Origin of the sequence: Winogradskyella forsetii (assembly GCF_013394595.1) — a bacterium.
GTDB classification, from domain to species: Bacteria; Bacteroidota; Bacteroidia; order Flavobacteriales; family Flavobacteriaceae; genus Winogradskyella; species Winogradskyella forsetii.
Genome location: NZ_CP053348.1, coordinates 2,823,887 through 2,850,225 on the forward strand (window position 1 = coordinate 2,823,887; position 26,339 = coordinate 2,850,225).

Here is a 26,339-nt window from a genome sequence, read left to right on the forward strand (position 1 = left end):
TAATGGATTATATAAAAAAGTTATCACGGTTTATTGTTCCGTACAAAAAGTATGCGTTTTTAAATATTTTCTTCAACGTATTATATGCCCTTTTTGGAACATTATCCTTTGTTTCATTAATGCCGATGCTAAAGGTTTTGCTGAAAACAGCAGAACCTATTGCAGAAAAACCGCAAAGATCTAATTACGATGGTATTTTAGAATATGGCAACTATCTTGAAGATTCTCTTAACTTTTTTATTACCCAAAAAATTGAAGCGGACGGTCAATACAGCGTATTGATAATAATGATCTGTGTGGTATTGGCTACTTTTTTACTTAAAAATGCAGCTGGTTACTTTTCAAATTTTTTTTTAGCCTATCTTAGAAATGGTATTTTAAAAGATATTAGAAATGAGCTGTATCAAAAAACTGTTAGCCTTCCTGTATCCTATTTTTCAGAAAAACGAAAAGGCGATATAATCGCTCGAATATCGGCTGACGTTAACGAAATACAGAATTCATTGTTGGCTATTTTAGAGTTACTAGTAAGAGAACCGCTAACCATCATTTTCACAATTATAGTGATGTTTACAATAAGCCTAAAACTCACCATTTTTGTATTCATATTTATTCCTATTTCTGGTATAATTATATCTAGGGTTGGTAAAAGTTTGAAAAAACATTCGCAACGTGTACAAGAAGAAAATGGCGCATTTTTGTCGGTTTTGGATGAAACTTTAAATGGTCTAAAAGTCATCAAAGGATTTAATGCTGAAGGAAAATTTACGTCAACATTCAAAAACTCAACGTCTAGATTATACAAGTTTTCAAATGATTTAGCTCACAGACAGAATCTGGCGTCGCCAACTTCAGAATTCCTTGGTATTGTAGTAATCGCAGTTATTCTATTGTATGGAGGGCAAATGGTTTTGGTCGATAAAACCTTGACGTCAGATCAATTCATTACATACATGGCTTTGGCCTATAACATTTTAACACCAGCCAAAGCAATAAGTAAAGCCACTTACAAAGTGAAAGCAGGCAATGCATCTGCTGATCGTGTATTGGATATCTTAAATACAGAATCAAGCATTCAAGATGTTGAGAACGCCAGCGTAAAAACCGACTTTAATTCCGACATAAACCTTAATAATATTTCGTTTAAATACGAAGATGACTTGGTTCTTAAAAACTTCACACTTCAAGTCCCAAAAGGAAAAAGTATTGCCTTAGTTGGGCAATCTGGAAGTGGAAAAAGTACCATCGCCAATCTGGTAACCCGTTTTTACGATGTTAATGAAGGTAGTATTTCCATTGATGGCGAAAACATAAAAGACATCACAAAACATTCGTTGCGGCGCTTAATGGGATTAGTGACCCAAGATTCCATTCTGTTTAATGACAGTATAAAAAACAACATCCTCTTAGGAAAGGAAGATGCTACAGATGAAGAAATTGTTACGGCATTAAAAATTGCCAATGCTTGGGAATTTGTAAAGGATTTACCCAAAGGCATTGATACTAATATTGGAGATTCTGGAGGTAAATTATCTGGCGGACAAAAACAACGGTTGAGTATTGCAAGGGCTGTACTTAAAAATCCACCTATCATGATTTTGGATGAAGCGACCTCAGCTTTAGATACTGAAAGCGAACGTTTGGTACAAGATGCGCTAGAAAAGATGATGAAGAATAGGACCTCCATTATTATAGCGCACAGACTCTCAACAATTCAGAATGCTGATGAAATCGTGGTAATGAGCAAAGGCGAAATTGCAGAGCAAGGTACACATGCCGAACTTATTGCAAAAAATGGGGTGTATAGAAAATTGGTTGATATGCAGAGCTTTGATTAGTGCTTGAGATGTTTTTTCTCTCCGAATTCAAAATTTTCCAGATTGGAATTAGAACATTGCTTAACTTGTTTGCGCTTCCTAAGAGTTATTGATTATAATGAAAATAAATTTTAATGTAATAACGCTCAGAAAAAGTTCCAGATTAAACTTTCGTAACCCAATAATTTTCAAAAAAAGGATGCATAATTAAATACATCCTTCTCTTTTTGTTATCAGATTTGGGGAACTGATAACGAATAATAGGTTAAGCTGAGGCAAACATAGATTAAATAAATCTCTTACGCAAGAAAAATGCGTATTTTATCGTGTTTTTTTGCATTTAATCGAAATTATCCTTTTTAAAGTATTGAAAATCAACAAAACGAATTGAGACTATTTTTAAACTAAAATTTGATTAAACTTTTTGTACTTTAACCAGTCTTAGTACCAAAGTAAAACACTTGATTGACGAATCAGAATTTATAGAGCGTTTACAAAATCCTTTATCTAAAGAAGCGGCTTTTAGAGAACTGTTACAACTCTATAAAGAACGTTTGTATTGGCATATAAGAAAAATTGTATTGAATCATGATGATGCTGACGATGTGCTTCAGAATACATTTATAAAAGTCCATCGCAGTATTGACAATTTTAAAGGCGAGAGTAAGTTGTTTTCTTGGTTATATAGAATAGCAACTAATGAATCCATTACACTTATCAATAAAAATGCTAAACGCTTACAGATTACAAACGAGGAGCATCAAAACAGGGCCATAAACAATTTGACCTCAGATGTTTACTTTGAAGGTGATGCCATTCAACTTAAATTACAAAAAGCAATAGCAACCTTACCGCAAAAACAACAATTAGTTTTTAACATGCGCTATTTTGAGGAATTAAAATATAAGGACATGGCAGAAATTTTAGATACTAGTGAAGGCGCCTTAAAGGCCTCCTATCATATTGCCGCAAAGAAAATAGAAGCCTATTTGACTTCAGATTAAACCATTATAGTAATTTGAAGTCTAAGAAATAGAAAATAAGAGATTCCCATTTTCGTGGGAAATGAATATGAAAAAAGAAAATATACATAGTATTACATCACCAGGTTTTAAAACACCTGAAAATTATTTCGAGGCGTTCGAAGGACAACTTCTTGAGAGACTAAATAAAGATGCATTGATTGAAACCGAAGTAACTCATGGTTTCACAGTGCCAGACAACTATTTTGATTCGGTTGAAGAACATATTTTAAGTCAACTTCATACGGAAGAGAAACCTGTTATCCATTTAAAATCTAGAAAAACGTTCTACTATGTTGCTGGTATTGCCGCAAGTTTTGTATTGTTGTTGAGTTTGTTTTTTAACAATGACGAAAAAATTAATATCAATACTATAGAAACGACGAGTATTGAAAATTACTTATACCAAGAGGATTATTCAAATGATGATTTGGCGTCGCTGTTCATTACAGAAGACATCTCAGAAACAGATTTTATTGATGTGAACATTTCAAACGAGACAATCAATGAATATTTGGAAAACATAGATACAGAAGATTTTATTTTAAATTAAAAATCCATGAAGACATTTCATACTTTACTAATAACCTTATTCATTTCTGCTAGTGTATTTGCACAACGACCAGATAGAGAAAAAATAAAAGCTTTAAAGATTGCCCATATTACCGAGCAAATGGATTTATCCAAAAAGGAAGCGCAAAAATTTTGGCCAATTTATAATGCCAATGAAGACGCTGAAGATCAACTTAGGGAAAAGTTTAGCGCTCTGCGCAATGAAAAATCCGCAAATGAATTAACCGAAAGTGAAGCGAAAACCTATCTTCTTAACCTGATTAGCATAGAACAGGAAAAAACAGAATTACGTGCCAAATTGCTCAACGATTTATTGGAAATTTTACCAGCGAAAAAAATTGTTGCCCTTGTACAAGCAGAAAAATCATTCAGACGTAAAATGATTGAAGAATACAAAGAGCGTCATCGAAAAATGAAACAGAACTAGGTCATAATACCGGGAACATTTGTAGTAATCTTTGTGATTTTAAATCATCTTAAAATCCAATAACAACTCGTCTTCTATAGAAGCTTGTAAATGATCACCTTTAAGGACCAAACCTGTTCCACTTGCTGGAGTTCCCGTAAAAATCAGATCTCCTTCTTCCAAGGTCATAAAAGACGACACGTAAGCAATGATTTCGGCAAAACTATAAATCATTAAACTGGTCGTCCCAATTTGTTTTTGTTCGCTATTTATTTTCAAATCGAAATTAATAGCGCCTAAATCCAAAAAGTTTGAAACCGTCTTAAAATCTGAAACTGGCGAAGCGCCATCAAAACCTTTAGCTAAAGCCCAAGGCCCTTTATGCTCTCTACTGGCAGCCAATACATCTTTAGCTGTGTAATCTATACCAATAGCAATTTCAGATATAAAGGAATTGGCATCCTCAAGGCTAATATCTTTACCTCGTTTGCCTATTTTCACCACAAGCTCAACTTCGTAAGCTAATTGATTCGTTATTTTTGGAAAGTCAATGTCATTATTACCAGTTACCAAACTCGATTCTGGCTTTGTAAAAATTGTTTGTGCTCCTGTTTTTATAGCTGTTATTTCTGATTTATCGTTGACGTAGTTTTTGCCTATTCCTATGATTTTCATGAATTCTTTAAATTTAATTTACTACCACTGAAAGTAATGAAATTTTGATTGTTTAAAGCTGTAAATTCAAAGTTTTGTAGCACACAAAACATCAATATCAAAACACCTTAAACACATACCCCAATAACCAATACAAAATAAAAAACACCACAATTGTTCCAATACAACCGCATTTACCGCCTCCAATCTTTTTTGCGCCCCAAGCTGCGCCTATAATTCTTAGTAATTTTTCCATAATCGGTTATCTGTTTTTTTGATTTGTAAAGTAACAAAACTAACTTAAACATTCTAGCAAAGTTGCTCATAAAAAAGCTATTGTTAATCCATTTACAAAGTAATGCTTACTTGTAGTTTGGATTCACAGTACGCTCTATTATCCTTTGGTAACGATTGAATGCTTAGCAGAACTGTGACTGCGACCATAACCGAGACTGTGACTGAGACTGAGACTGAGACTGAGACCTATATTAATAAATCCAAATAAACGTTCACATTAAATTAACATCTAAAATCAGTACCTTTGCAGAATTGCTAAAAATAAAAGAAGGATTTAATCATTTATGAGCCAATTCAACGATTCCATTGAAGTAAAAGGAGCACGCGTTCACAACCTAAAAAATATAGATGTCACTATTCCAAGAGAGAAACTAGTGGTAATTACTGGTCTTTCGGGAAGTGGAAAATCATCATTAGCTTTCGATACTATTTATGCCGAAGGACAACGTCGCTATATTGAAACCTTTTCGGCTTATGCACGTCAGTTTTTAGGGAGCTTAGAGCGTCCTGATGTAGATAAAATCGATGGTTTGTCACCCGTAATTGCCATAGAGCAAAAAACGACAAGCAAATCACCACGCTCTACTGTTGGCACGATTACTGAAATCTACGATTTCCTGCGTTTATTATATGCCAGAGCAGCGGATGCTTATAGCTATGAAACTGGCGAAAAAATGGTAAGCTATAACGATGAGCAAATAAAAGACTTGATTTTAGAAGCCTATCAAGGCAAACGTATTAATATTTTATCTCCTGTGGTGCGTTCGCGCAAAGGGCATTATCGTGAGTTGTTTGAGCAAATCGCTAAGCAAGGCTTCGTCAAGGTAAGAACAGATGGCGAAATTGTGGATATTGAAAAGGGCATGAAACTAGACCGCTACAAAACCCACGATATCGAAATTGTCATCGATAGATTAAAGATTGACGAGAACGAAAACAACGAAAAGCGCTTAATGGAATCCATCAATACAGCGATGTATCATGGCGACGATGTTCTAATGGTTATTGACCAAGACACCAACGAACCTCGTTTTTTTAGCAGGAATTTAATGTGTCCTACCTCTGGAATCTCCTACCCAAATCCGGAACCAAATAACTTCTCATTCAACTCACCAAAAGGCGCTTGCCAAAATTGTAACGGCATTGGCGAATTATACGTGGTCAATGACCGTAAGTTAGTGCCAGATGAATCATTGTCCATAAAAAATGGCGCATTAGCACCACACGGTCCTCAAAAGAAAAGCTGGATTTTTAAGCAATTTGAAACCATTGCGCAACGTTTTGAGTTTTCATTAAGTGACCCTTGGAAAGATATACCAGAAGACGCCAAACAAATTATTCTTCATGGCGGAAAAGATAAGTTTACCGTTGAAAGCAAATTGTTAGGGGTTTCACGCGATTATAAAATAGATTTTGAAGGCGTTGCCAATTTTATCGAAAGTCAGTTCAATTCAGACTCAACTAAACTAAAAAGATGGGCAAAAGAGTACATGGATAAGATAGAATGTTCCGTTTGCGAGGGTTCACGATTACGAAAAGAATCGCTATACTTTAAAGTAGATGGCAAAAGCATTGCAGAATTGGTAATGATGGATGTGGTGGAATTAGGAGCGTGGCTAGATGGACTAACGAATCGATTATCCCAAAAACAACAACAAATTTCGGCTGAGATCATAAAGGAAATAAGAAATAGAGTCCAGTTTTTACTCGATGTAGGACTTACTTACCTCAGCTTAAACCGAAGTTCGAAATCGCTTTCTGGTGGCGAAGCTCAACGCATAAGGTTAGCGACTCAAATTGGTTCACAATTGGTAGGCGTCTTATATATTCTAGATGAACCAAGTATTGGTTTACACCAACGTGATAACGAAAAATTAATCAATTCCTTGCTGTCTTTAAGGGATGTTGGTAATTCCGTAATTGTCGTAGAACACGATAAGGATATGATAGAACGTGCCGACCACGTGATAGATATCGGTCCTTTCGCTGGTAAATATGGCGGCGAAATTATCAGTGAAGGCACACCAAAAGAATTGCTAAAACAGCATACGCTAACGGCAGCATACCTCAATGGCGAAAAGGAAATTGAAGTCCCAAAAACCAGACGAAAAGGCAATGGAAAAAAACTGGTTTTAAAAGGTTGTACAGGTAACAATCTGAAGAACGTCGATGTGGAGTTTCCTTTAGGGAAAATGATTGGTGTTACTGGCGTTTCCGGAAGTGGTAAATCGACCTTAATTAATGAGACCCTCTACCCTATTCTCAATGCACATTATTTTAATGGCGTTAAGAAACCAATGCCTTACAAAAGTATAAAAGGTTTAGAGCATTTGGATAAAGTGATTGACATTAACCAATCACCAATTGGGCGCACACCTAGAAGTAACCCAGCAACCTACACCAAAACCTTTGATGAAATAAGAAGTTTATTCTCTAAGATTCCTGAAGCAATGATTCGTGGTTATAAACCAGGGCGTTTCAGCTTTAACGTGAAAGGTGGACGTTGCGAAACCTGCCAAGGTGGCGGTTTACGTGTGATTGAAATGAATTTTCTACCAGATGTTTATGTCGAATGTGAAACCTGCCAAGGCAAGCGCTTTAATAGAGAAACTTTAGAAATACGATACAAGGGAAAATCCATTAGTGATGTTTTGAATATGACGATTGAAGAAGCCGTTAATTTCTTTGAAAACATCCCAAAAATTCATAGAAAACTAAAAACCATTAAAGATGTTGGTTTAGGTTATATTACTTTGGGTCAACAAAGTACCACACTTTCCGGTGGTGAGGCACAACGAATAAAGTTAGCGACTGAACTCAGTAAGCGCGATACAGGAAACACCTTTTATATTCTAGACGAACCTACCACAGGTTTACATTTTGAAGATATTAGGGTTCTGATGAAAGTCCTAAATAAATTAGCAGACAAAGGCAATACCGTCTTAATTATTGAGCATAATCTCGATGTGATTAAAACCGTGGATTATATTATAGACATTGGTTACGAAGGCGGTAAAGGCGGTGGAAAAGTCGTTGCGAAAGGCACTCCGGAGCAAATCATAAAAGATAAAAAGAGTTATACTGCTCAATTTTTAAAGAAGGAGTTGGCTTGAAGTATGAGAGCGTTATCCTGAAAAATCTTTCATATGTTTTAATGTCTACGTCTTACTAAAAACGGTCTTTGAGCACCCCAAACTAGCCTAAAAAAGCTATTTGTAGCGTATTTACTTCTAATATTAACGCAATTGAATAAATACTATGGTTTTCTTCAAAATGTTGCTTATCTTGTATCAACTAACAAAAAACATCAAACATTATGAAAAGTATTCTTTGGCTTGTAGCAGTAATCGCAATCGTTGTATGGTTATTAGGACTATTAGGAATCGTTCCTGGATTAGGATCGAGTAGTTTAATTCATATTTTACTTGTAATCGCAGTCATTATAATCCTATACAATATTATATCTGGTAGAAAACCTTTATAAATACATTAAAATTTAGAATTTTAAGCGTATCGATTCATTTCGATACGCTTATTTTTTTGCTAATATAAAGACCTAGTTCCCTCAATTTAACTTAAATTTGCTAGTCTTTAAATTTAGACAAGGCCATATATTTAATATGGCTTTTATATTGTTATAAAAATTTATATCTCTTATATGCGAAGCGAAATCAAAAACAAAGGCTGGAATGAAATAAAAACAAATGATTCTTGGGCGATTTTTAAAATCATGGGAGAATTTGTAAACGGTTACGAAAAACTGAGCAAAATAGGACCATGTGTGTCTATTTTTGGATCAGCCAGAACCAAACCAGACCATAAATATTATAAACTAGCTGAAGAAGTTGCCACTAAAATTGTAGATCAAGGTTATGGCGTTATCACAGGTGGTGGGCCAGGTATAATGGAAGCGGGTAATAAAGGTGCTCATATTGCAGGTGGAACGTCTGTGGGTCTAAACATCGAATTACCCTTTGAGCAACATGACAATCCATACATAGACAACGACAAGAGCTTAGATTTTGATTACTTCTTTGTTAGAAAAGTAATGTTCGTAAAATACTCTCAAGGCTTTGTGGTAATGCCAGGAGGTTTTGGAACCTTAGATGAATTGTTTGAAGCAATCACCTTAATACAAACCCATAAAATAGAATCTTTTCCTATCATTTTAGTAGGTAGAGAGTTTTGGGGAGGTTTAATGGATTGGGTAAAAAAGACACTTATAGACGCTAAAAACATTAGCGCAAAAGATCTAGACTTAATTCACTTAGTAGACACTTCTGATGAAGTCATAGAAATTCTAAACGACTTTTATAAAGAGTACGACCTTAGCCCTAATTTTTAGGAAAACCATAATTTTTATTCAACGCTATGAAAAAGAAAATTCTAGGTTTTTTTACGCTAATATGTCTTGTTTTTTTCCATGTTTCTGCTCAGGAAACAGTTAAAGTGATGTTCTATAATTTATTGAATTATCCGCTTGAAGACGCTGTCCCAAATCGGATTGATGATTTATCTTTTATTCTCAATGACTATCAACCCGATTTATTCTTGGTCTGTGAACTTAATAACATTTCTGGAGCCATAGATGTATTAAATACCGCCAAGTCTGTGATTAGCTCTAATTTTGAAATGGCCACTTATGTATCCAATACTTCAGACGATAATTTTGGAGATCAAAATGATTTACAGAATCTACTGTATTACAATAGCTCAAAATTTACCTTAGAAGAAGAAATTATAGTGCCTACGTATTTAAGGGATTTTAATGTGTATCGCGTTCAATTGAACACCATAAACCAGATTTCAGACCCTATAGAAATTTATATTATTATTGGACATTTAAAAGCGTCTAGCGGAACTTCTAATGCACAGAAACGTTTTGAGATGATTCAGGATTTAGAGACTTACTTAGATACTTTACCGACGAACACTAATGTCTTGTTTGGAGGTGATTTAAATGTATATACGAATAGTGAGGACGCGTTTCAAACGTTAATAAGTAGTAGCAATTCGATTACCTTCGTAGATCCAGCAAACCGAGTTGGCAGTTGGCACAATAATCCTAATTATGTAGATGTTTTTACCCAATCAACACGCACCCAAAACGGTTTCGGCGGCTCAACAGGAGGTTTTGATGACCGATTCGATTTTATACTAACTTCCGAAAACATGACGAGTGCGTCAAATGTAACTTACGTTCCTAATTCTTATAAGGTCTATGGCAACAACGGTTTGGCTTCTTGTTGGAATAAATCCATAAATTCTTCCGACTGTGAAACCACGGACTCTCAATTTTCGTATGAATTAAGGAATGCATTGCACAATTTTAGTGATCATCTTCCCGTTACTGTGTCATTGGAAACGGATGCCACTTTTTTAAGTATTGAAGATGTTGATCCTTTATATGTAATGCACTTGGAAACTACGGTTATTCATCAGAACTTGACGTTAAATATTGATCACTTCGATTTATACAATGAGCGCTTAAACATTTATAATAATTTGGGACAAAATGTAAAAACATTTCAATTGAATTCTGATCACAAACAAGATTTTAATGTTTCCGATTTAAACAATGGCTTGTATTATTTAAATGTGTCCAATACCCTTTCTAATCCTATTAAATTTATTATTGCTAATTGAATAGAAACTTTTTTATAACAGTCCTTTTAATTGTTTTTGGCTTTACTATAAAGGCTCAAAACGCAATGGACATTGATGCCAAGGTAAATGTAGAAAGCAAAACTATTTCTATTTCCCAAACTATTATTTATAAAAATGAATCCAATGCTGTGTTAACGGAAATTTACCTTAACGATTGGAATCATAGCTACTCTACAAAATCAACACCTTTAGCCAAACGTTTTGAAGAAGAATTCAGTACAAAATTTCATTTGGCTAAAGATGAACAACGTGGTTTTACGGTCATAACTTCAATCAAAAACGAGAATGACTCCTCTTTAGAACACAGTCGTTTAGATGCGCATCCAGATGTTATAAAAGTTAAACTGGAAAATCCCCTTCTACCAAATGAGGCTTACACATTAAAACTCAATTATCAACTTAAATTACCAGACGCTACTTTTACAGATTATGGGTTTACTAAAACTAATGACTTCGACTTAAAATATTGGTATATCACTCCTGCAGTTTATGACGGCGAATGGCAATATTATAGCAATAAGAATTTAGATGATATGTTTGTTCCCAAATCGGATATTACTATAACTATCACGCATCCAAGAAACTATAGAGTGACCTCTGAGTTAAATTTTAGTGCTGTGGGTTTTAACAAAGGCGATAATACGCAAACCACAACTCTAACTGGAAAAGACCGCATCGACACCTATTTATCATTACATAAATTTCCCAACTATGGTTTTGTGCAAACAGATAATTTTATTCTAATTTCAAATATTAGCGAAAAAGGTTTACAAGGTCCCGAAAAAGCACTTATAACGGACCGCATAACGAAATACCTATCGGAACAATTAGGTGATTATCCGCATAGGCAATTGTTGGTTTCTTCTATTGATTACAGGAAAAACCCACTTTATGGACTCAATCAATTACCGTCTTTTTTCAGACCTTTTCCAGATGATCTTCAGTACGAATTAAAATTGGTAAAAACCGCTTTAAAAAAATATATCGATAATGTGCTTTTGCTAAATCCACGAAAAGAACACTGGTTAAGTGAAGGGCTTCAAATCTATTATTTGGAAAAGTATGTAGACCAGTATTATCCAGACTTGAAACTATTGGGAACCTTATCTGATATTTGGGGCATAAAGGCATTTCATGCGGCTGATCTTAATTTTAACTTTCGTTATTTTCTATATGCTATGGAAATTGCTCGGAAAAACAAAGATCAACCTTTGAGCATGTCCAAAGATTCTCTCACAAAATTCAATTCAAATATTGCAGGAAAGTATAAAGCAGGCGTCGGACTTAACTATTTAGATGAGTTTGCAGAAGATATCAACTTATCTCAATTAATTACCGAATTCGTAGAAACAAATCAATTAAAACAGATTAAAATCAGTGATTTTGAAACTTTTATAACCTCAAAAACAGATAAAGACCTACGCTGGTTTTTTACAGATTATATCAATACCAGAAAGAAAATAGACTTTAAGATTGCGGATTTGGAAACTACCGAAGATTCTTTAAAATTAACGATAAAGAACAAAAGGGATAACACCATGCCTATTTCAGTCTTTAAGATGAAAAATGATTCAGTAATAGGTAAATTATGGGTGGAGAACATAAACGGAACCAAAACCATTTCAATACCAAAGGACAGTACCGAGAAGTTTATATTAGATTATGATAACGTGATACCCGAATTTAATCAACGTGATAATTATAGATCGGTAAAAGGTTCTTTTCTGAACAACAAACCTTTACAATTCCGGTTGTTTAAGGATATTGAAGACCCTAATTACAACCAGGTGTTCTTAATGCCTTTGGTGGAATTCAACAATATTTACGACGGATTGACATTAGGCGCAAAATTCTATAATAAAACCATTTTAAGAAAACGGTTGAATTATAAATTCTCACCACAATATGGCACACGGTCTAAATCCTTTACTGGTGGTTTTAGTGTTTTCTATTCTCACAATTTAGATGAGAAGAAACTTTACGATATCTCTTATGGTCTCTCAACCGCCTATCAGTCATTTGGGGAAGATGCTTTTTTTACAAGAATTCGTCCTTCCATTTCGTTCAGTTTTAGAGATAATTCTGACTTAAGATCCAATAAAACGAGTCATATTAATGCCAGATATGTGAGTATTAAAAGGGAACTTGGAGAAAACGCCACTGTTATTGTAGATGAACCAGACTACGGTGTTTTCAACCTAAGATACGTTTACTCAAATCCAGGCATTATTAATTATTCCACATTTAGAACAGATTTTCAAATTGCAGATAAATTCAGCAAATTATCTGTTAATTATGAATATAGAAAATTAACAAAAAGCAACCGAAATATCAGCTTCAGGTTTTTTGCAGGTGCCTTTTTAGAAAACAACTCCGATTTAGCGTCCAATTATTTCAGTTTCGCTCTAGACAGACCAACGGATTATTTGTTCGACTTTAACTATTTGGGACGCTCTGAAGCCACTGGAATATTTAGTCAACAAATCATAATCGCAGAAGGTGGATTTAAATCTAAATTAGAAACACCGTTTGCTAACCAATGGATGACTACAGCTAATTTCAGCACGTCTATTTGGAGATACATACAAGCCTATGGTGATGTTGGTTTGGTAAAGAATAAATATGAAAACACGAAATTTGTTTACGATTCCGGTATCCGATTAACGCTTGTCGAAGATTACTTTGAAATCTACTTCCCGGTATATTCTAATCTTGGCTGGGAAATTGCCGAACAAGATTACGACCAACGTATTCGATTTATGTTCACTGTAGATCCACAAGTACTTTTAGGATTATTTAGAAGAAAATGGTATTGATCTGGTTTCAACCTTTTTAATACGCTAAAACTCAAAAAGCTACAATGGGATTATTAGCAAATTCTTATTGAAAAGTTAAATTTCTGATTTTATTTAAACAATTCTCCGTCTTTAGTTTGTTTTTTTGAGAATAATTCAAGATTATAAATTTCTAAGCTATTGCATAAAAATTTTAATTTTTGTACTTTCGCAAGACCAGTGAGTTCTTAAAATAATTACTAGTATTATTTTGGAATTTATTTGGTCCTAGATTTAAACCATACTTGCATGAAGACCAACCCTGACACTAAAACAGAAATTACATTTGAAGATTTTAAAGCGGAAGTTTTAAATGATTACAAACTGGCAGTAACCAGTAGAGAATGTAGTTTGTTGGGGCGTCGTGAAGTGTTAACAGGAAAGGCAAAGTTTGGTATTTTTGGGGATGGAAAGGAAATTCCACAGATTGCTTGGGCAAAAGCTTTTGAAAATGGCGATTTTAGATCAGGTTATTATAGAGATCAAACGTTTATGATGGCCATTGGTGAATTGACCATTGAGCAATTCTTCGCAGGCTTATATGCCAATACAGACATAAAGGACGAGCCCATGTCAGCCGGTCGCCAAATGGGAGGTCATTTTGCCACGCATAGTTTAGATGCCGACGGGAATTGGAAAAATCTAACAGAACAGAAAAACTCAAGTGCAGATATATCGCCTACTGCAGGACAAATGCCTAGACTTTTAGGGTTGGCACAAGCGTCTAAAATATACAGAAAAGTAAAAGGTATTGATAGTACAAATTTTTCTAAATCCGGAAATGAAATTGCTTGGGGAACTATTGGTAATGCTAGCACAAGTGAAGGATTGTTTTTTGAAACCATCAATGCAGCTGGTGTTTTGCAAGTGCCAATGATCGTTAGTATTTGGGATGATAATTATGGTATCTCTGTACACGCCAGACATCAAACTACAAAAGAAAATATTTCTGAAATTCTAAAAGGCTTTCAACGTAACGAAGACGATAAAGGTTATGAGATTTTCAGAGTCGATGGTTGGAATTATCCTGAATTAATGGACACCTACCAAAGGGCTGCTAAAATCTCTAGAAAAGAGCATGTACCTGTAATGATTCATGTTCAAGAATTAACACAGCCACAAGGGCATTCCACATCTGGATCCCATGAGCGCTACAAGGATCAGGAACGTTTAGCTTGGGAAGCCGAATACGACTGTAATGCACAAATGCGCAAATGGATTATTGAAAATAATATTGCCACGACCGAGGAATTGATTGTTTTGGAACGCAGCATTAAAAAAGACGTTAGGGCAGCTAAAAAAGCCGCCTGGACCGCATTCCATAATCCTATTTTATCCGAACGTAAAGAAGCACTTAACTTGCTAGAGAAATTAGCAGCTTCTAGTTCAAACGGCGTTTTCATCAAAAAATTCAAGAACGATTTAGAAGCTTTAGATGAGCCAGTACGACGCGATATACTGTCTGCCACACGAAGAGCATTACGCTATGTGGTTTCAGAATCATCTTCTGAGAAATTAGCACTTCAGAATTGGATAAATAATTATATCAGTAACAATCAACCTAAATACAGTTCACATTTATATAGCGAATCAGAACACAATGCTTTAAACCAATCTCAAATTATCCCAACCTACGACGATGATGCCAAAGAAGTTGATGGACGCGTCGTTTTAAGGGAAAATTTCGATGCCATTTTCAACAGGTATCCAGAAGCTTTAATTTTCGGGGAAGATGCTGGTTATATTGGGGATGTGAATCAAGGGTTGGAAGGGCTTCAGGAAAAATATGGAGCGCTTCGGGTTTCTGATACAGGAATAAGGGAAGCCACCATTATCGGTCAAGGCATTGGGATGGCCATGCGTGGTCTGAGACCTATTGCTGAGATTCAGTATTTAGATTACATTATGTATGCACTTCAAATCATGAGTGACGATCTGGCAACGGTACAATACAGAACTAAAGGTCGCCAAAAAGCGCCATTAATTGTAAGAACCCGTGGACATCGTTTAGAAGGCATCTGGCATTCTGGGTCGCAAATGGGAGGCGTTTTAAATTTGGTTAGAGGCATCCATGTGTTAGTCCCAAGAAATATGACAAAAGCCGCTGGTTTTTATAATACTTTGTTAGACAGTGACGAACCAGCTTTGGTCGTTGAATGTCTAAATGGTTACCGACTTAAAGAGAAATTACCTAACAATATTGGAAAGTTTAAAACACCAATTGGCGTGGTTGAAACTATTAGGGAAGGCGACGATATTACCTTAGTCTCTTATGGCTCTACCTTGCGTTTGGTAGAACAAGCGGCAAAAGAACTCCAAGTTGTTGGTATTGATGCAGAAATTATTGATGTTCAGTCTTTATTACCGTTTGATGTAAACCATGATATTGTAAAAAGTATAGCTAAAACCAGCAGAGTCATGGTAATTGATGAAGACGTCAAAGGTGGTGCTTCAGCTTATATTTTAGATCAAATATTGAATGTGCAAAATGCGTTTCAATATTTAGACAGCCAACCAAAAACTTTAGCAGCCCAACCTCACAGGCCAGCTTACGGAACTGATGGCGATTATTTTTCAAAACCTTCTGTAGAGGATATTTTTGAAGCGATTTATGGTGTGATGCATGAATTGAGTCCTGATGATTTTCCAAAATTGAGATAAGAAAAGTTTAAAAAAAATTATATTAAAGCTCTAAAGCAGTCAATTAATTTATAGTTGACTGCTTTTGTTTTTATATAAACCTTTATATTTAAATAACCACACAATACCTATATTTATCCTATGAAGATTGAATCCATAGTCACTATAAAAAAAGAATTAAAACACCTGTCGCAGGAAGAACTTCTGGAGCTTTGTTTGCGCTTAGGGAAATTCAAAAAAGAAAACAAAGCGTTATTGACCTATTTGTTATTTGAATCCCATGATGAAGATGGTTACATAGCAAGTGTAAAATTAACCTTAGACGAAATGTTTGAAGGGATCAACTCAGACAGTTATTTCTACATGAAGAAAACGATTCGAAAGATTTTGAGACAGATTCGGGTTTATAGTCGGTATTCATTAAAGAAAACAACCGAAGTTGAACTCCTACTCTATTTCTGTGAACGTTTAAATGAATTAAAACCATCAATCCATAGAAACACCACGTTGAGTAATCTTTACGAACGGCAGGTTCTTTCCATCAAAAAGAAAATTAGTGTGCTGCATGAAGATTTACAGTATGATTATAATTTAATGTTAAAATCTCTAGAGTGATTATTTCATAAATACAGTTCTTATTATCTTTAAAAGAAAAATAATTATATGAAAAAGATAAGCTTTTACTCACTTTTAATAGGTTTCATTCTTTACAGTAATCTTTCCTTTGGTCAAGACGAAAATGAATCCACATATTCAAAATTTAGCTTAATTACCTATGGAACTATTGGTTTTGCTAAAGTAGAAAACGATAATCAAGCGAATTATAACTTGGATGCCAACTCTGCTGAGCTGCTTCTAAATTATAAATTCAATAAAAAATATGGGATTTTTACTGGAGTTGGAATAACAGAACTTAGTGGTTCGGGATTTAATGACGAAAGTATCTTTTATCACGAAAGAAGTGTTATTAAAATTCCGTTAGGGCTTTCTATTAGCTATGACCTATCGGATAAGCTTTCAACTTACATGGGTATTGCTGCCTACGGACAAACCATAATAAGTGATGAGTATAGGTATATCGATAGAACTGTAGAAGATTTATACGAAGGTTGGAATTTTGGTGCGCAATTTAGTCTTGGGATTACACATCAAGTTGACGATTGTCTTAGTATTGGCTTAATTTATTCTGGCCAATCGGACTTTACCAAGTTAGAAACAACAGACAATGCCTCTTTTAAGGATGAACAAAAAATAACAGATTTAAATACCTTAGGTTTATTATTAGAGTGGACGTTCTGAGATTAATTATCTTGCTTACTAGCCCTTCGGCTACCTCCATACATTTCGTATGTAACTAATCGCGCTACAGGCTTAGCGTTGATAAGATTGCTAATATTTCATAATACCTAGTAACACCTTTCTATAATCTCCACAAATAGTACCCTTTACATTTGAAATCGCAGGTTTACATTTTTGCAGATTCTACAACCTAAAAATGTTTCCACAAACATTTAGTTCGTTTTGTATCTAAGTTATAAGTTAAGGTGACGTTAAACCGCAGAATTTTTTTTGACTTTGCTGGATTAACTTGTAACTTTAGTTTATAACCAAAATAAACATATTATGACTTATAAAGAAAAAGCACAAGATATTTACAATCAATTAGGACAAGGAAAGCTATTAGATGCCTTCGATCAATACTACGGTGACAATGTGGTAATGACAGAACCAACTGGCACTAGAAAAGGTAAACCCGAGTGCAGAAAATATGAAGAAAAATTTTTAGAACATGTAAAAGAATTTCATGGACTGGAAGTCCATCATATTGGAGCCAACGAAAATGATTCGACCTCATTTGTAGAAAGCACTATGGATGTTACCTTTAATGCTGGCAACCGAGAAAAATTACGTCAGGTTGCTGTTCAACAATGGAGTGGTGATCATATCACACATGAACGTTTCTATTACGATAATGAAAATCTTAACAAACCAAAGATTGAGATTTAAATAGAAAAATTTTTGGCTGTATTATCAACAAAGACAACTCGTGAGTTGTCTTTATTGTTTACTAGCCTTCCGGCTACCTTCATACATTTCATATTTTACCAATCGTGCTTCAAGCTTAGCGTTGAATACCTTAATTTTTCGTGATGGTCTTAAGCCCACTGATTTTAACGCTTCAAGATTAGACGTAATGAGCCATGCATTGGTTCCTGGATAACCATGTTTTAAGGTGGTTCCAATATTCCCATAGAATTCTTCCACATTCAAGTTTTCTAAACGCTCACCATAAGGTGGGTTAAAAACCATATGCAATTTCTCATTGCCTGATTTTTGGGTTTTAAAGAAATCTTCGTGCTGAATATGAATAAATTCATCCAAATGCGCATTCTTTATATTTTCCTTTGCTTTGGCAATGGCTGAAGGCGACTTATCATAACCTATTATTTTATGATGAAAGTCCCTCGTTTTCTTCAAAAGGGATTCCTCAATAGTCTCAAATAAATCTACATCCCAATCCGTCCAACGTTCAAAGGCAAATTCCTTTCGCATTAAATTTGGAGGAATATTACAAGCAATCATAGCCGCTTCGGCCAGCATAGTGCCACTACCGCACATTGGGTCCATAAAATCGGTTTGGCCGTCCCAACCACTCATCATAATTAATCCAGCGGCTAAAACTTCGTTAATTGGCGCAATATTGGTGGCTGTTTTGTAACCACGACGGTGTAAAGATTCGCCCGAAGTGTCCAAGGAAATGGTGCAACGTTGTCTATCTATATGTACATTAATCTTTAAATCCGGAAATCGTAAATCCACATCTGGTCGTGTGCCATCAATATCCCTAAAACGATCTACAATCGCATCCTTGGTTTTTAGAGCTGTGTATTGCGAATGTGTAAATACACTATTGTGAACCGTGGCATCAACCGCCAAAGAACCTGTGGGTTTTAGGTAATCTTCCCACTTCATTTGCTTTACATTCTTATAGAGATCCTCTTCCCTAGCAACCCGAAACGAATGAATGGGTTTTAATATTTTGATAGCTGTTCTTATCCCAAGATTGGCCTTGTACATAAAGCCTTTATCGCCAACAAAACTTACATTTCTGACCCCTTTTTCCACTTCCATAGCACCAAGCTGTGTCAGTTCCTTTGCTAAAATATCTTCGAAGCCAAATAAAGTCTTGGCTAACATCTTATAATTATTGTCCATAAGTTCCGCTTAATAGATTGCAAAAATACAGTATTTTTGCAGGACATTTAATGTTATGACTAAATCTACAAAACAATGGTACGCATCGTGGTTTGACACACCATACTACCATATTTTATATAAGGACAGGAATTACGATGAAGCCCAAGGGTTTATGGATAATCTCACCAACTATCTCAATCTGCCCGAAGGCGGTAAAATCCTAGATTTAGCTTGTGGCAAAGGTAGGCATTCGGTGTATCTTAATTCTTTGGGTTACGATGTTACTGGAGTCGATTTATCGGAACAAAGTATTGCACACGCCAAACATTACGAAAACGAAACCCTGAAGTTTAATGTTCATGATATGAGCAAACCGTATCCCGATACTTTTGATGCCGTTTTTAATCTTTTTACAAGTTTTGGCTATTTTGATGATGACAGTTGTAATTTAAAAACCATAACATCCATTAAAGCAGAACTAAATGAATTTGGCTTTGGTGTCATCGATTTTATGAACACCAATCATGTGATTGAAAATTTAGTAGCTGAAGATGTGAAAACGGTTGAAGGCATCGATTTTCATCAGAAACGCTATGTAAAAGATGGTTATATTATAAAGGATATAAGTTTTGAAGTGCCTGCTGAGGAAAGTCGAACTATGGATGGCGAAAAATTCGAATTTCAAGAACGGGTTAAAGCCTTTACTTTAGAAGATTTTGAAATACTGTTTGAAAAGGCAGGCGTTCATTTGTTAGATATATTTGGTGATTTTAAATTACGAAAATTCCATGCTAAAACATCCGAACGCTTAATCATGATTTTTAAGTAAACCCATACATGAATAGCTATTTACTACCATTACTAGCCGTTGTCATTGGTGTTGTTATTGCTTTATTGACCAAAAAGCAAAAGTCAATTTACACCAAGTTGTTGTTATCTTTTAGTGGTGCTTTTTTATTGGCATTGACACTTTTCGATTTATTACCAGAAGTCTATCGTCATATCGATGCCAAACTCACAGGTTTGTACATTATGTGTGGTATTTTGCTTCAGATTATTTTAGAGTTTTTCTCAAAAGGTGCCGAACATGGCCATGTGCATATTCATAAAAACGATACCCAATTTCCTTGGTTGCTATTCATCAGTTTATGTATCCATAGTTTTTTGGAAGGATTTCCTATTCATCAACACAACGATATGGTTTATGGTGTGCTGATTCATAAAATCCCCATCGCTATTTTGATCACGTCTTTTTTATTACAATCTAGTTATAGCAAATTACAAATGGTAAGTTTCTTGGTGGTATTTGCAGTTATGACACCAATGGGTACGTTTATTTCCAACCATTCTAGCGTTGCGACTAATTATGTCGATGTCGTCAATGCGATTGTGATCGGTATCTTTTTACATATTTCTACTACGATTTTGTTCGAAACCGGCGAAGGGCATAAGTTTAATTTATCAAAGTTGGTGGCAATTTGTTTAGGAATTTTGATTGCTTATTTTATTTAAATTCCGGCGACCACAGGAATCTCAAATAAAGTCTTATCAATGTTTTTTATCCATATTTAACTGATAATCAAAACGTACCGTCATTGCGAGGACGAATGACTGCCTGTGCTGAGCGAAGTCTAAGTATGGCTATCTGTTTAATATGAATTCCATCCCGAATGAGTTTGCAACCCATCACATTCTAATTTTTTTAACGTTCATTTTGCCTTGATGCAAAACGAACCAATCCCGATAGCTATCGGGACAAAACGATTTGTTAGGAAATTACTCATTCATTCCTATTGTTTTAATTTTGTTTACGTGAATGCTGCGCATTTGCAAAGCACCATTCGCCAATACATTTATAATTAAGGATTTCATTAAACAAAGAATTTCAATCCTAGATTCATGTCAAAACAATCATTTTGCTCATTATTTCTGAAAATCGTTGATTCCAACTTTATCGGAAATAGGTTTGCGACATTGAGTTTTTCAATGTTAATTGAATTGTCAATTAATTCCTATCCTCCAGCAAGACATGAACTAAGCAATTTCAATGACTTACATAACTGTTATTAACTGTTAGAATCCGATTAAAATAATTTGTATTCGATTAGAGCATTCTTATTGTCGGGTTTTTGAAAAGTTTTGAAACTATGAAAATTTGTTTTTTTTCGTACAGATTATGAATTATTAAAAGGCATAATAATTATCATTCTGTTTCTTAGTTAGTTAGAATTTAGTCTATGTTCCCTGCCTCGCCGTCAGGCAGGTTGATTCTAGAAGCGCAGCGGTCTTTTGTCTTTTATCGGACAACATTGAATATTATCACTAAATTTGAAACCAAAAACAAAACACATTGTTTTCAAAAGAAGAATCTAGACAACTCAGACAAGAATTTTGGACCAGCTTCGGAAAGTCATTTCCACGTAAATGGCTTTTATATGATACCAAAATCAAAGGCGTGGCTTTCAAGTTTCATTTCGATACCAAGCAAGCCTTAATCGCTTTAGACCTTGAAGACGTCCCGAAAGCTATCGGGATGGAAAACCGCATTAACTGTTGGGAAAAGTTAGTGGCCTTAAAGGGCATATTTAAAAGCGAATTCTTACCAGAAGCCATTTACGAAGAAGAATATTTCTTAGAAAACGGTAAAGAAATCTCACGCATCTATTTAGCGTTAGACCAAAACGTATCTATACACAACAAAAATACCTGGCGCGATGTGATGGAATTCTTTAACAAAAACATGAGCCTATTTGAAGCTTTTTTTGAGGAGTATAAGGATTTGATAAAGGGATAATTTTGCAAGACTATAGGATACATAAAGTGTTGATATCCCGAAATTAATAGGTTTAAATAACTATATTTGTTTTGATATAACCAGTTACCCAACATTTGAAAACCGTCACGAAAAACAACCTCGAACTGAATTTAAAAGAAGCCACTTCTTCTCTATTAGAAATGGCGAGAAATTCTTGTTGGAATAAAATTTCGGATAATACGAGTTACATAATTTCAGAAATAAGAAATGACGAACGGAATTTTTTTGATAAGCGAATTGAACGTAAAAAAGTAAATGAAAAGAAAAAACCCAAATCGCTTGAGCAAATAACGGCTGAATTAAAAGACATTTATGAAGATCTGTACGATATAAACTTGTATGTATATAAAAGCAGAAAGGAAAGTACAATAATTGAAATTCAGTATTATCCCAAATCATCGCTCGAACCTGACTTTTACGAAACTGTAAAAGAAAATAATCCAATGCTACATTGTAAAGTTGGACTTCCAAATTATCGAAGAAATGATACAGACAAATTTGATATTAATTGGGAACTGGGTGGAATTCGTCACGAATGGAATAGTTTTCTAGGTAAAGTTAGATTTAAGGTTTGGGGATATAAACGTGAAATCAGAAAAAAATTAAGGAGAGTTTAATGAACATAAGTTTTGACCTTGATAGCACATTAATTCCAAACGGAAAGGAATTTGAAACTGAAAAGAGAAGCGGAATTGCAAAACTGTTTGGAATTGAGGAAATTCGGAAAGGCACTCGTGAATTGATTTCTCATTTACAAAATCACGGTCACAAAATTCATATTTATACTACATTGGAATGTCTAGTTTAGCTGGGACGAATTTTTACGGTCATAAATTATATATTTGAATTATGGCAAAAAGATATGACAATGAATTAAAGGTTACAATAGTAGAACTATTGCAATCAGGAATGAAAGCAAAACAAATAAGTGAGGATTATGGTGTTGCTACCAGCCTTATAAGTCGCTGGAAAAAGGATTACGAGGCTAAATCTGGAGACTTTTCCAAGAAAAGAGAACTTACTATGGAAGAGCAAGAACTTAAATCGTTACGTAAAGAATTACGAGATGTAAAAATGGAGCGTGATATCTTAAAAAAGGCAGTAAGCATCTTTTCCAAGAGCGACCACTAAAATATCAATTCATTTTATCAAATGAATCAGATTTTGTGGTTGAGAAGATGTGTAAATGTATGCATGTCAGTAAAAACGCATATTACAATTGGCGTAAGAATAGGGATTTAGTAAGGACTAAAGACTCTGTAATATTACTAAAGGAAAGGATTAGAGCTATTTTTGAAGATAGTAAAGAGATTTATGGAAGCTGTAGAATACAGAAAATGTTAGAACGAGAAAACTTGAATTATTGCCGTTCCTATATTGCAATATTGATGAAAGAAATGGGGTTAAAAAGTGTTTTAAAAAGAAAGTTTGTAAATACAACAGATTCCAAGCATAACTTTCCATTGGCTAAAAATGAGCTAGATAGAGAATTTTCAAGTTCAACAATAGGAGAAAAATGGGTGTCTGACATCACTTACATTAGAGTAAATGACAACTGGAATTATCTAACAACTATTATAGATTTAGCAGACAGAAAGGTTGTAGGATGGGCGTTAAGCGAAGATATGACTGTACAGAATACGGTGTTAAAAGCTTGGATTCATGCCAGAAGAAATCGAACTATTTCAAATAATTTCATATTTCATTCCGATAGAGGCGTTCAGTATGCAGCCAATACAATGACAAGTATTTTTTCTTTCAATAGCAATATAACACAATCCATGAGTAGAAAAGGGAACTGTTGGGATAATGCAGTAGCAGAAAGCTTTTTTAAGACCATTAAGCACGAATGGCTATATCGGTTTAAGTTTACGTCATACTTACAGTTATTTGACAAAATAAGCCAGTACATTACTTGGTATAATACTAAAAGAATTCATTCAAGCTTAGATTACTTAACACCACTTGAAATGGAACTTAAATTAAAACGAATTATTAACAATGCGGCCTAAAAAATTAGTCCCATTTTTATTAGGTAGTCCAACATCATTTAGAACTAAAAGAAAAATAAGATTGACTTTAAAATATTACGGAATAAAAGTCAACCGAATTGTAAACGAAAAAGAAAATCGAAAAGTTTTAAAATCTCGAAATATTAACTCATCCAAGTTTCCACCAGCATTTGATTTTGACTTACATATTGACGATTTAAAAGGTGTTGGAATTGAGAGTGAAAGATTAAATTTTAAAGCAATTATTGTTGAACCAACTGACAAAAATTGGATTGAAAAAATAAAAAACGGAATAAAAAACGTTGGGTAACACCGTGTATAATTCATTGCTAGTTATAGCCTACTTACGAAAGTCCTCGCGGACTTTCTATCTGTGATTTATTTGCTAACTTTAGTGCTTAAACACGCAACGAAATCATACACAAACACGTTGTACACCATTTGAGAAAGCATTTGTAATCATATTGACCTTTATCGGATTTTTGTCATTTGGACAAGAAACGGAACTGAATTCGATTGAAAAAAGCGAGTTGGACAGTATTTATGTCAGAGCATTAAATAGCAGATTTGACCTTTTACTTTCGAGCGGTTGGAAATATATTGAACTCAACGAAAATGGACAGCGGATTTCCAAACTGAACGTATCTGACCGATACAAGTTTTTGACCAATGAGGAATTAATTGACTTGTCAATAAAAGAAAAAAAGACAATTCGGGTTTTACGTCTGACTCACAAAATAATCGGAATTGACACAGTTGACGTGAATTTTGGAATTATAAATGTTACTGGAAAGCGTAAGATTCATTTTAACAATGGACTGAAATTTAAAAAAGCGGATTTTGCATTAGATTGTGGCGGAACAAATGGCTACGTTCCTGATATGAGATTTGTGTTTGACCAAAAGAAAAATAATTGGGAATTAATTGATGGAACGTATAAAATACCAGCTGAATAATATATGAGATATGTTATTAAAATTTGGTTATTTACAATAATCGTTTCGCCTCTTTTATTAGCATTAATATTAGGTGCTATTATAAATGATTCGAGTTTTACGAGCATATTAAATTCTTACGAAATAATATTTGTAATGATTATTGTCGGCTTTCTTTCGTCAATTCCTGCAATGGTATTATTTTGGTTAATTAAAAGGTTTTTGAAAAATAAATACTCAACCCTAAACGAGAAGATTATATTATCAATTTACAGCTTTCTATCGGTTTGGATTACGTTTTTCATCGTAGATAGCGGATTTATTACAAGATGGTCTGAACAGACAATTTGGGTTTTGATATATTCGCTAACAATAGTGATAGGAGTTTGGATTTTTAAAAACAATAATAAAGAAATAACTGAATAAAAAACGGTGTACAACAATGGCTATAAGTAATTGCTTGTTCTAGCCTACTTCTGAAAATCCTCGCGGATTTTCAGTTTGGTGTGTACTTGCAAAGTTAACTGCTAACCCACGCAACTACTCATAGCCGAGACCGTTATGTGCAAAACCAGATGAACAATAATTATTTATGATTTCCGAACTGAATGAAAATAAATTCCTTAAAACTAAAGTTCATTTAAAAGTTATTTTAGAAGAAGGGTTTAGAATAATTGATGAAAATAAATCTACCTTCAATATTTATTATAGTCTTTTTAAAAGGTACATCTACAGTTTTGAGTCCTTAAGCTTACTTTTAAATGATTACGACAAAAACAAAAGACATAGAGAATTCTCAATATCTGTAGTCTCAAGAGCTGGACTATTAGATTATTTAATAACCTTGTATCTGGCAACCTTTCAAGCCCAAAAGAAATCCAACCCTGAATTAACCGAAACCTACGAGAAAGAAATTGACAAGTTAGTTTCGGAACAAATAAGAAGATTTATAAACATCGCCGAAAAAGACAAACAGTATAAACATTACAATCATTCTGACCATTGTAAAGATGTTGATATGTTTACAAAATTATTTCCTGACCTTTTCGACCCTAAAATTCCTATTGACTACAACAAACCTGGAAAATCTTTACGATATCAACAAAAGGATGATTTAACAACAAGAGTCATTAGAAAGTGGCTGGATAAAGTTTCAGATGGCTTAAAGAATATTCATTACCAAGATGTTTTTTATCTATATGATTTATATTCTAAATATGACCATTTTGGAACTGCATCAATGTTATTAGAGCATACAGATATAAACACTGTAAGCGCAAATATCCTTGGTTCAATTTTTCATATTTGCGAAGGAATTGGATTTTGTACAGATTTAATGAAGGAGGAAATGTTTTGTAAATCAGATTTCGAAAAACTTGATTATGAACTTGCAGTTTTAAGAGGAACTGTTAATACTAAAACTCTTTATTTAAGTCCTGAATATAAAAAAACATTGCAATAAGTTCAGC

The 26,339-nt window shown here is 34.3% G+C and carries 25 protein-coding genes; 22 read left to right on the plus strand and 3 right to left on the minus strand.

All coding sequences use genetic code 11. The features are described 5' to 3' along the window. Window positions 1-2: 2 nt before the first annotated feature. From HM987_RS12265 to HM987_RS12280, 4 genes are all read left to right on the plus strand, one after another. Complete coding sequence (locus tag HM987_RS12265) at window positions 3-1,838, plus strand: ABC transporter ATP-binding protein (RefSeq protein ID WP_179008358.1); 1,836 nt, start codon at window positions 3-5, stop codon at window positions 1,836-1,838. 440 nt (window positions 1,839-2,278) lie between these two features. Beyond that, complete coding sequence (locus tag HM987_RS12270) at window positions 2,279-2,821, plus strand: RNA polymerase sigma factor (RefSeq protein ID WP_179008359.1); 543 nt, start codon at window positions 2,279-2,281, stop codon at window positions 2,819-2,821. Window positions 2,822-2,888: 67 nt separating this feature from the next. Continuing rightward, the gene (locus HM987_RS12275; RefSeq protein ID WP_179008360.1) at window positions 2,889-3,392 is read left to right on the plus strand and encodes a hypothetical protein; all 504 of its coding nucleotides are present in this window, start codon (window positions 2,889-2,891) and stop codon (window positions 3,390-3,392) included. Between the two features lie 6 nt (window positions 3,393-3,398). Further along, window positions 3,399-3,839: a sensor of ECF-type sigma factor gene (locus tag HM987_RS12280; RefSeq protein ID WP_179008361.1), complete on the plus strand. Its 441-nt coding sequence runs from the start codon at window positions 3,399-3,401 to the stop codon at window positions 3,837-3,839. 39 nt (window positions 3,840-3,878) lie between these two features. On the opposite strand, the gene HM987_RS12285 is transcribed toward HM987_RS12280, so the two are convergent. Together HM987_RS12285 and HM987_RS12290 are read right to left on the minus strand one after the other, a co-directional pair. After that, complete coding sequence (locus HM987_RS12285; protein WP_179008362.1) at window positions 3,879-4,493, minus strand: fumarylacetoacetate hydrolase family protein; 615 nt, start codon at window positions 4,491-4,493, stop codon at window positions 3,879-3,881. 97 nt (window positions 4,494-4,590) lie between these two features. Next, window positions 4,591-4,728, minus strand: coding sequence for a hypothetical protein (locus HM987_RS12290; protein ID WP_179008363.1), 138 nt, complete (start codon window positions 4,726-4,728; stop codon window positions 4,591-4,593). A 325-nt stretch (window positions 4,729-5,053) separates the two neighbouring features. Here HM987_RS12290 and uvrA point away from each other — a divergent pair, with 325 nt between their 5' ends. From uvrA to HM987_RS12335, 9 genes are all read left to right on the plus strand, one after another. After that, complete coding sequence (gene uvrA / locus HM987_RS12295) at window positions 5,054-7,882, plus strand: excinuclease ABC subunit UvrA (protein ID WP_179008364.1); 2,829 nt, start codon at window positions 5,054-5,056, stop codon at window positions 7,880-7,882. Between the two features lie 203 nt (window positions 7,883-8,085). Continuing rightward, window positions 8,086-8,253: a lmo0937 family membrane protein gene (locus tag HM987_RS12300; protein WP_178988952.1), complete on the plus strand. Its 168-nt coding sequence runs from the start codon at window positions 8,086-8,088 to the stop codon at window positions 8,251-8,253. 174 nt (window positions 8,254-8,427) lie between these two features. Then, window positions 8,428-9,114, plus strand: coding sequence for an LOG family protein (locus HM987_RS12305; protein WP_179008365.1), 687 nt, complete (start codon window positions 8,428-8,430; stop codon window positions 9,112-9,114). Between the two features lie 26 nt (window positions 9,115-9,140). Beyond that, a complete protein-coding gene (locus HM987_RS12310; RefSeq protein WP_179008366.1) occupies window positions 9,141-10,415 on the plus strand; it encodes an endonuclease/exonuclease/phosphatase family protein in 1,275 nt (424 codons plus the stop codon). A 65-nt stretch (window positions 10,416-10,480) separates the two neighbouring features. Then, a complete protein-coding gene (locus HM987_RS12315; RefSeq protein WP_229724432.1) occupies window positions 10,481-13,252 on the plus strand; it encodes a gluzincin family metallopeptidase in 2,772 nt (923 codons plus the stop codon). A gap of 267 nt (window positions 13,253-13,519) precedes the next feature. Continuing rightward, the gene (locus tag HM987_RS12320; RefSeq protein ID WP_179008368.1) at window positions 13,520-15,931 is read left to right on the plus strand and encodes an alpha-ketoacid dehydrogenase subunit alpha/beta; all 2,412 of its coding nucleotides are present in this window, start codon (window positions 13,520-13,522) and stop codon (window positions 15,929-15,931) included. A 120-nt stretch (window positions 15,932-16,051) separates the two neighbouring features. Continuing rightward, window positions 16,052-16,525 carry a hypothetical protein gene (locus HM987_RS12325; protein WP_179008369.1) on the plus strand — a complete coding sequence of 158 codons (474 nt, stop codon included), beginning with the start codon at window positions 16,052-16,054 and terminating at the stop codon, window positions 16,523-16,525. Window positions 16,526-16,573: 48 nt separating this feature from the next. Further along, a complete protein-coding gene (locus HM987_RS12330) occupies window positions 16,574-17,209 on the plus strand; it encodes a hypothetical protein (protein ID WP_179008370.1) in 636 nt (211 codons plus the stop codon). Window positions 17,210-17,533: 324 nt separating this feature from the next. Next, window positions 17,534-17,917, plus strand: a complete 384-nt coding sequence (locus HM987_RS12335; RefSeq protein ID WP_179008371.1) for a nuclear transport factor 2 family protein — start codon at window positions 17,534-17,536, stop codon at window positions 17,915-17,917. Between the two features lie 51 nt (window positions 17,918-17,968). On the opposite strand, the gene HM987_RS12340 is transcribed toward HM987_RS12335, so the two are convergent. After that, entirely contained in the window at window positions 17,969-19,126 is a 1,158-nt protein-coding gene (locus HM987_RS12340; protein WP_179008372.1) for a THUMP domain-containing class I SAM-dependent RNA methyltransferase, read from the minus strand. A 55-nt stretch (window positions 19,127-19,181) separates the two neighbouring features. On the opposite strand from HM987_RS12340, the gene HM987_RS12345 reads away from it, so the two are divergent. The 9 genes from HM987_RS12345 (at window position 19,182) to HM987_RS12385 (ending at window position 26,332) form a co-directional block, all read left to right on the plus strand. Continuing rightward, window positions 19,182-19,937 carry a class I SAM-dependent methyltransferase gene (locus HM987_RS12345; protein WP_179008373.1) on the plus strand — a complete coding sequence of 252 codons (756 nt, stop codon included), beginning with the start codon at window positions 19,182-19,184 and terminating at the stop codon, window positions 19,935-19,937. A gap of 8 nt (window positions 19,938-19,945) precedes the next feature. Then, window positions 19,946-20,620, plus strand: coding sequence for a ZIP family metal transporter (locus HM987_RS12350; RefSeq protein WP_179008374.1), 675 nt, complete (start codon window positions 19,946-19,948; stop codon window positions 20,618-20,620). Window positions 20,621-21,458: 838 nt separating this feature from the next. After that, window positions 21,459-21,902 (plus strand): DUF4268 domain-containing protein, encoded by a 444-nt coding sequence (locus HM987_RS12355; RefSeq protein WP_179008375.1) that lies wholly within the window; start codon window positions 21,459-21,461, stop codon window positions 21,900-21,902. A gap of 95 nt (window positions 21,903-21,997) precedes the next feature. Next, window positions 21,998-22,540, plus strand: coding sequence for a hypothetical protein (locus HM987_RS12360; RefSeq protein WP_179008376.1), 543 nt, complete (start codon window positions 21,998-22,000; stop codon window positions 22,538-22,540). Continuing rightward, the gene (locus tag HM987_RS12365) at window positions 22,540-22,731 is read left to right on the plus strand and encodes an HAD family hydrolase (protein WP_229724434.1); all 192 of its coding nucleotides are present in this window, start codon (window positions 22,540-22,542) and stop codon (window positions 22,729-22,731) included. The genes HM987_RS12360 and HM987_RS12365 overlap by 1 nt, the downstream gene beginning before the upstream one ends. Before the next feature lie 41 nt (window positions 22,732-22,772). After that, window positions 22,773-23,935, plus strand: a protein-coding gene (locus HM987_RS12370) for an IS3 family transposase (protein ID WP_179005723.1) whose coding sequence is annotated in 2 segments (ribosomal slippage) — window positions 22,773-23,010 and window positions 23,010-23,935 — 1,164 coding nt in all. Because the reading frame shifts where the segments join, the coding sequence is not laid out codon by codon here. Beyond that, the gene (locus tag HM987_RS12375; protein ID WP_179008377.1) at window positions 23,925-24,245 is read left to right on the plus strand and encodes a hypothetical protein; all 321 of its coding nucleotides are present in this window, start codon (window positions 23,925-23,927) and stop codon (window positions 24,243-24,245) included. The genes HM987_RS12370 and HM987_RS12375 overlap by 11 nt, the downstream gene beginning before the upstream one ends. A 172-nt stretch (window positions 24,246-24,417) precedes the next feature. Beyond that, the gene (locus tag HM987_RS12380) at window positions 24,418-24,891 is read left to right on the plus strand and encodes a hypothetical protein (RefSeq protein ID WP_229724438.1); all 474 of its coding nucleotides are present in this window, start codon (window positions 24,418-24,420) and stop codon (window positions 24,889-24,891) included. 571 nt (window positions 24,892-25,462) lie between these two features. Beyond that, entirely contained in the window at window positions 25,463-26,332 is an 870-nt protein-coding gene (locus HM987_RS12385) for a hypothetical protein (RefSeq protein ID WP_179008378.1), read from the plus strand. Window positions 26,333-26,339 lie beyond the last annotated feature (7 nt).

Coding starts and splice junctions, on each gene's coding strand:
- HM987_RS12265 (WP_179008358.1), top strand. CDS start 3: ATGGATTATATAAAAAAGTTATCACGGTTTATTGTTCCGTACAAAAAG.
- HM987_RS12275 (WP_179008360.1), top strand. CDS start 2,889: ATGAAAAAAGAAAATATACATAGTATTACATCACCAGGTTTTAAAACA.
- HM987_RS12280 (WP_179008361.1), top strand. CDS start 3,399: ATGAAGACATTTCATACTTTACTAATAACCTTATTCATTTCTGCTAGT.
- HM987_RS12285 (WP_179008362.1), bottom strand. CDS start 4,493: ATGAAAATCATAGGAATAGGCAAAAACTACGTCAACGATAAATCAGAA.
- HM987_RS12290 (WP_179008363.1), bottom strand. CDS start 4,728: ATGGAAAAATTACTAAGAATTATAGGCGCAGCTTGGGGCGCAAAAAAG.
- uvrA (WP_179008364.1), top strand. CDS start 5,054: ATGAGCCAATTCAACGATTCCATTGAAGTAAAAGGAGCACGCGTTCAC.
- HM987_RS12300 (WP_178988952.1), top strand. CDS start 8,086: ATGAAAAGTATTCTTTGGCTTGTAGCAGTAATCGCAATCGTTGTATGG.
- HM987_RS12305 (WP_179008365.1), top strand. CDS start 8,428: ATGCGAAGCGAAATCAAAAACAAAGGCTGGAATGAAATAAAAACAAAT.
- HM987_RS12310 (WP_179008366.1), top strand. CDS start 9,141: ATGAAAAAGAAAATTCTAGGTTTTTTTACGCTAATATGTCTTGTTTTT.
- HM987_RS12315 (WP_229724432.1), top strand. CDS start 10,481: ATGGACATTGATGCCAAGGTAAATGTAGAAAGCAAAACTATTTCTATT.
- HM987_RS12320 (WP_179008368.1), top strand. CDS start 13,520: ATGAAGACCAACCCTGACACTAAAACAGAAATTACATTTGAAGATTTT.
- HM987_RS12325 (WP_179008369.1), top strand. CDS start 16,052: ATGAAGATTGAATCCATAGTCACTATAAAAAAAGAATTAAAACACCTG.
- HM987_RS12330 (WP_179008370.1), top strand. CDS start 16,574: ATGAAAAAGATAAGCTTTTACTCACTTTTAATAGGTTTCATTCTTTAC.
- HM987_RS12335 (WP_179008371.1), top strand. CDS start 17,534: ATGACTTATAAAGAAAAAGCACAAGATATTTACAATCAATTAGGACAA.
- HM987_RS12340 (WP_179008372.1), bottom strand. CDS start 19,126: ATGGACAATAATTATAAGATGTTAGCCAAGACTTTATTTGGCTTCGAA.
- HM987_RS12345 (WP_179008373.1), top strand. CDS start 19,182: ATGACTAAATCTACAAAACAATGGTACGCATCGTGGTTTGACACACCA.
- HM987_RS12350 (WP_179008374.1), top strand. CDS start 19,946: ATGAATAGCTATTTACTACCATTACTAGCCGTTGTCATTGGTGTTGTT.
- HM987_RS12365 (WP_229724434.1), top strand. CDS start 22,540: ATGAACATAAGTTTTGACCTTGATAGCACATTAATTCCAAACGGAAAG.
- HM987_RS12375 (WP_179008377.1), top strand. CDS start 23,925: ATGCGGCCTAAAAAATTAGTCCCATTTTTATTAGGTAGTCCAACATCA.
- HM987_RS12385 (WP_179008378.1), top strand. CDS start 25,463: ATGATTTCCGAACTGAATGAAAATAAATTCCTTAAAACTAAAGTTCAT.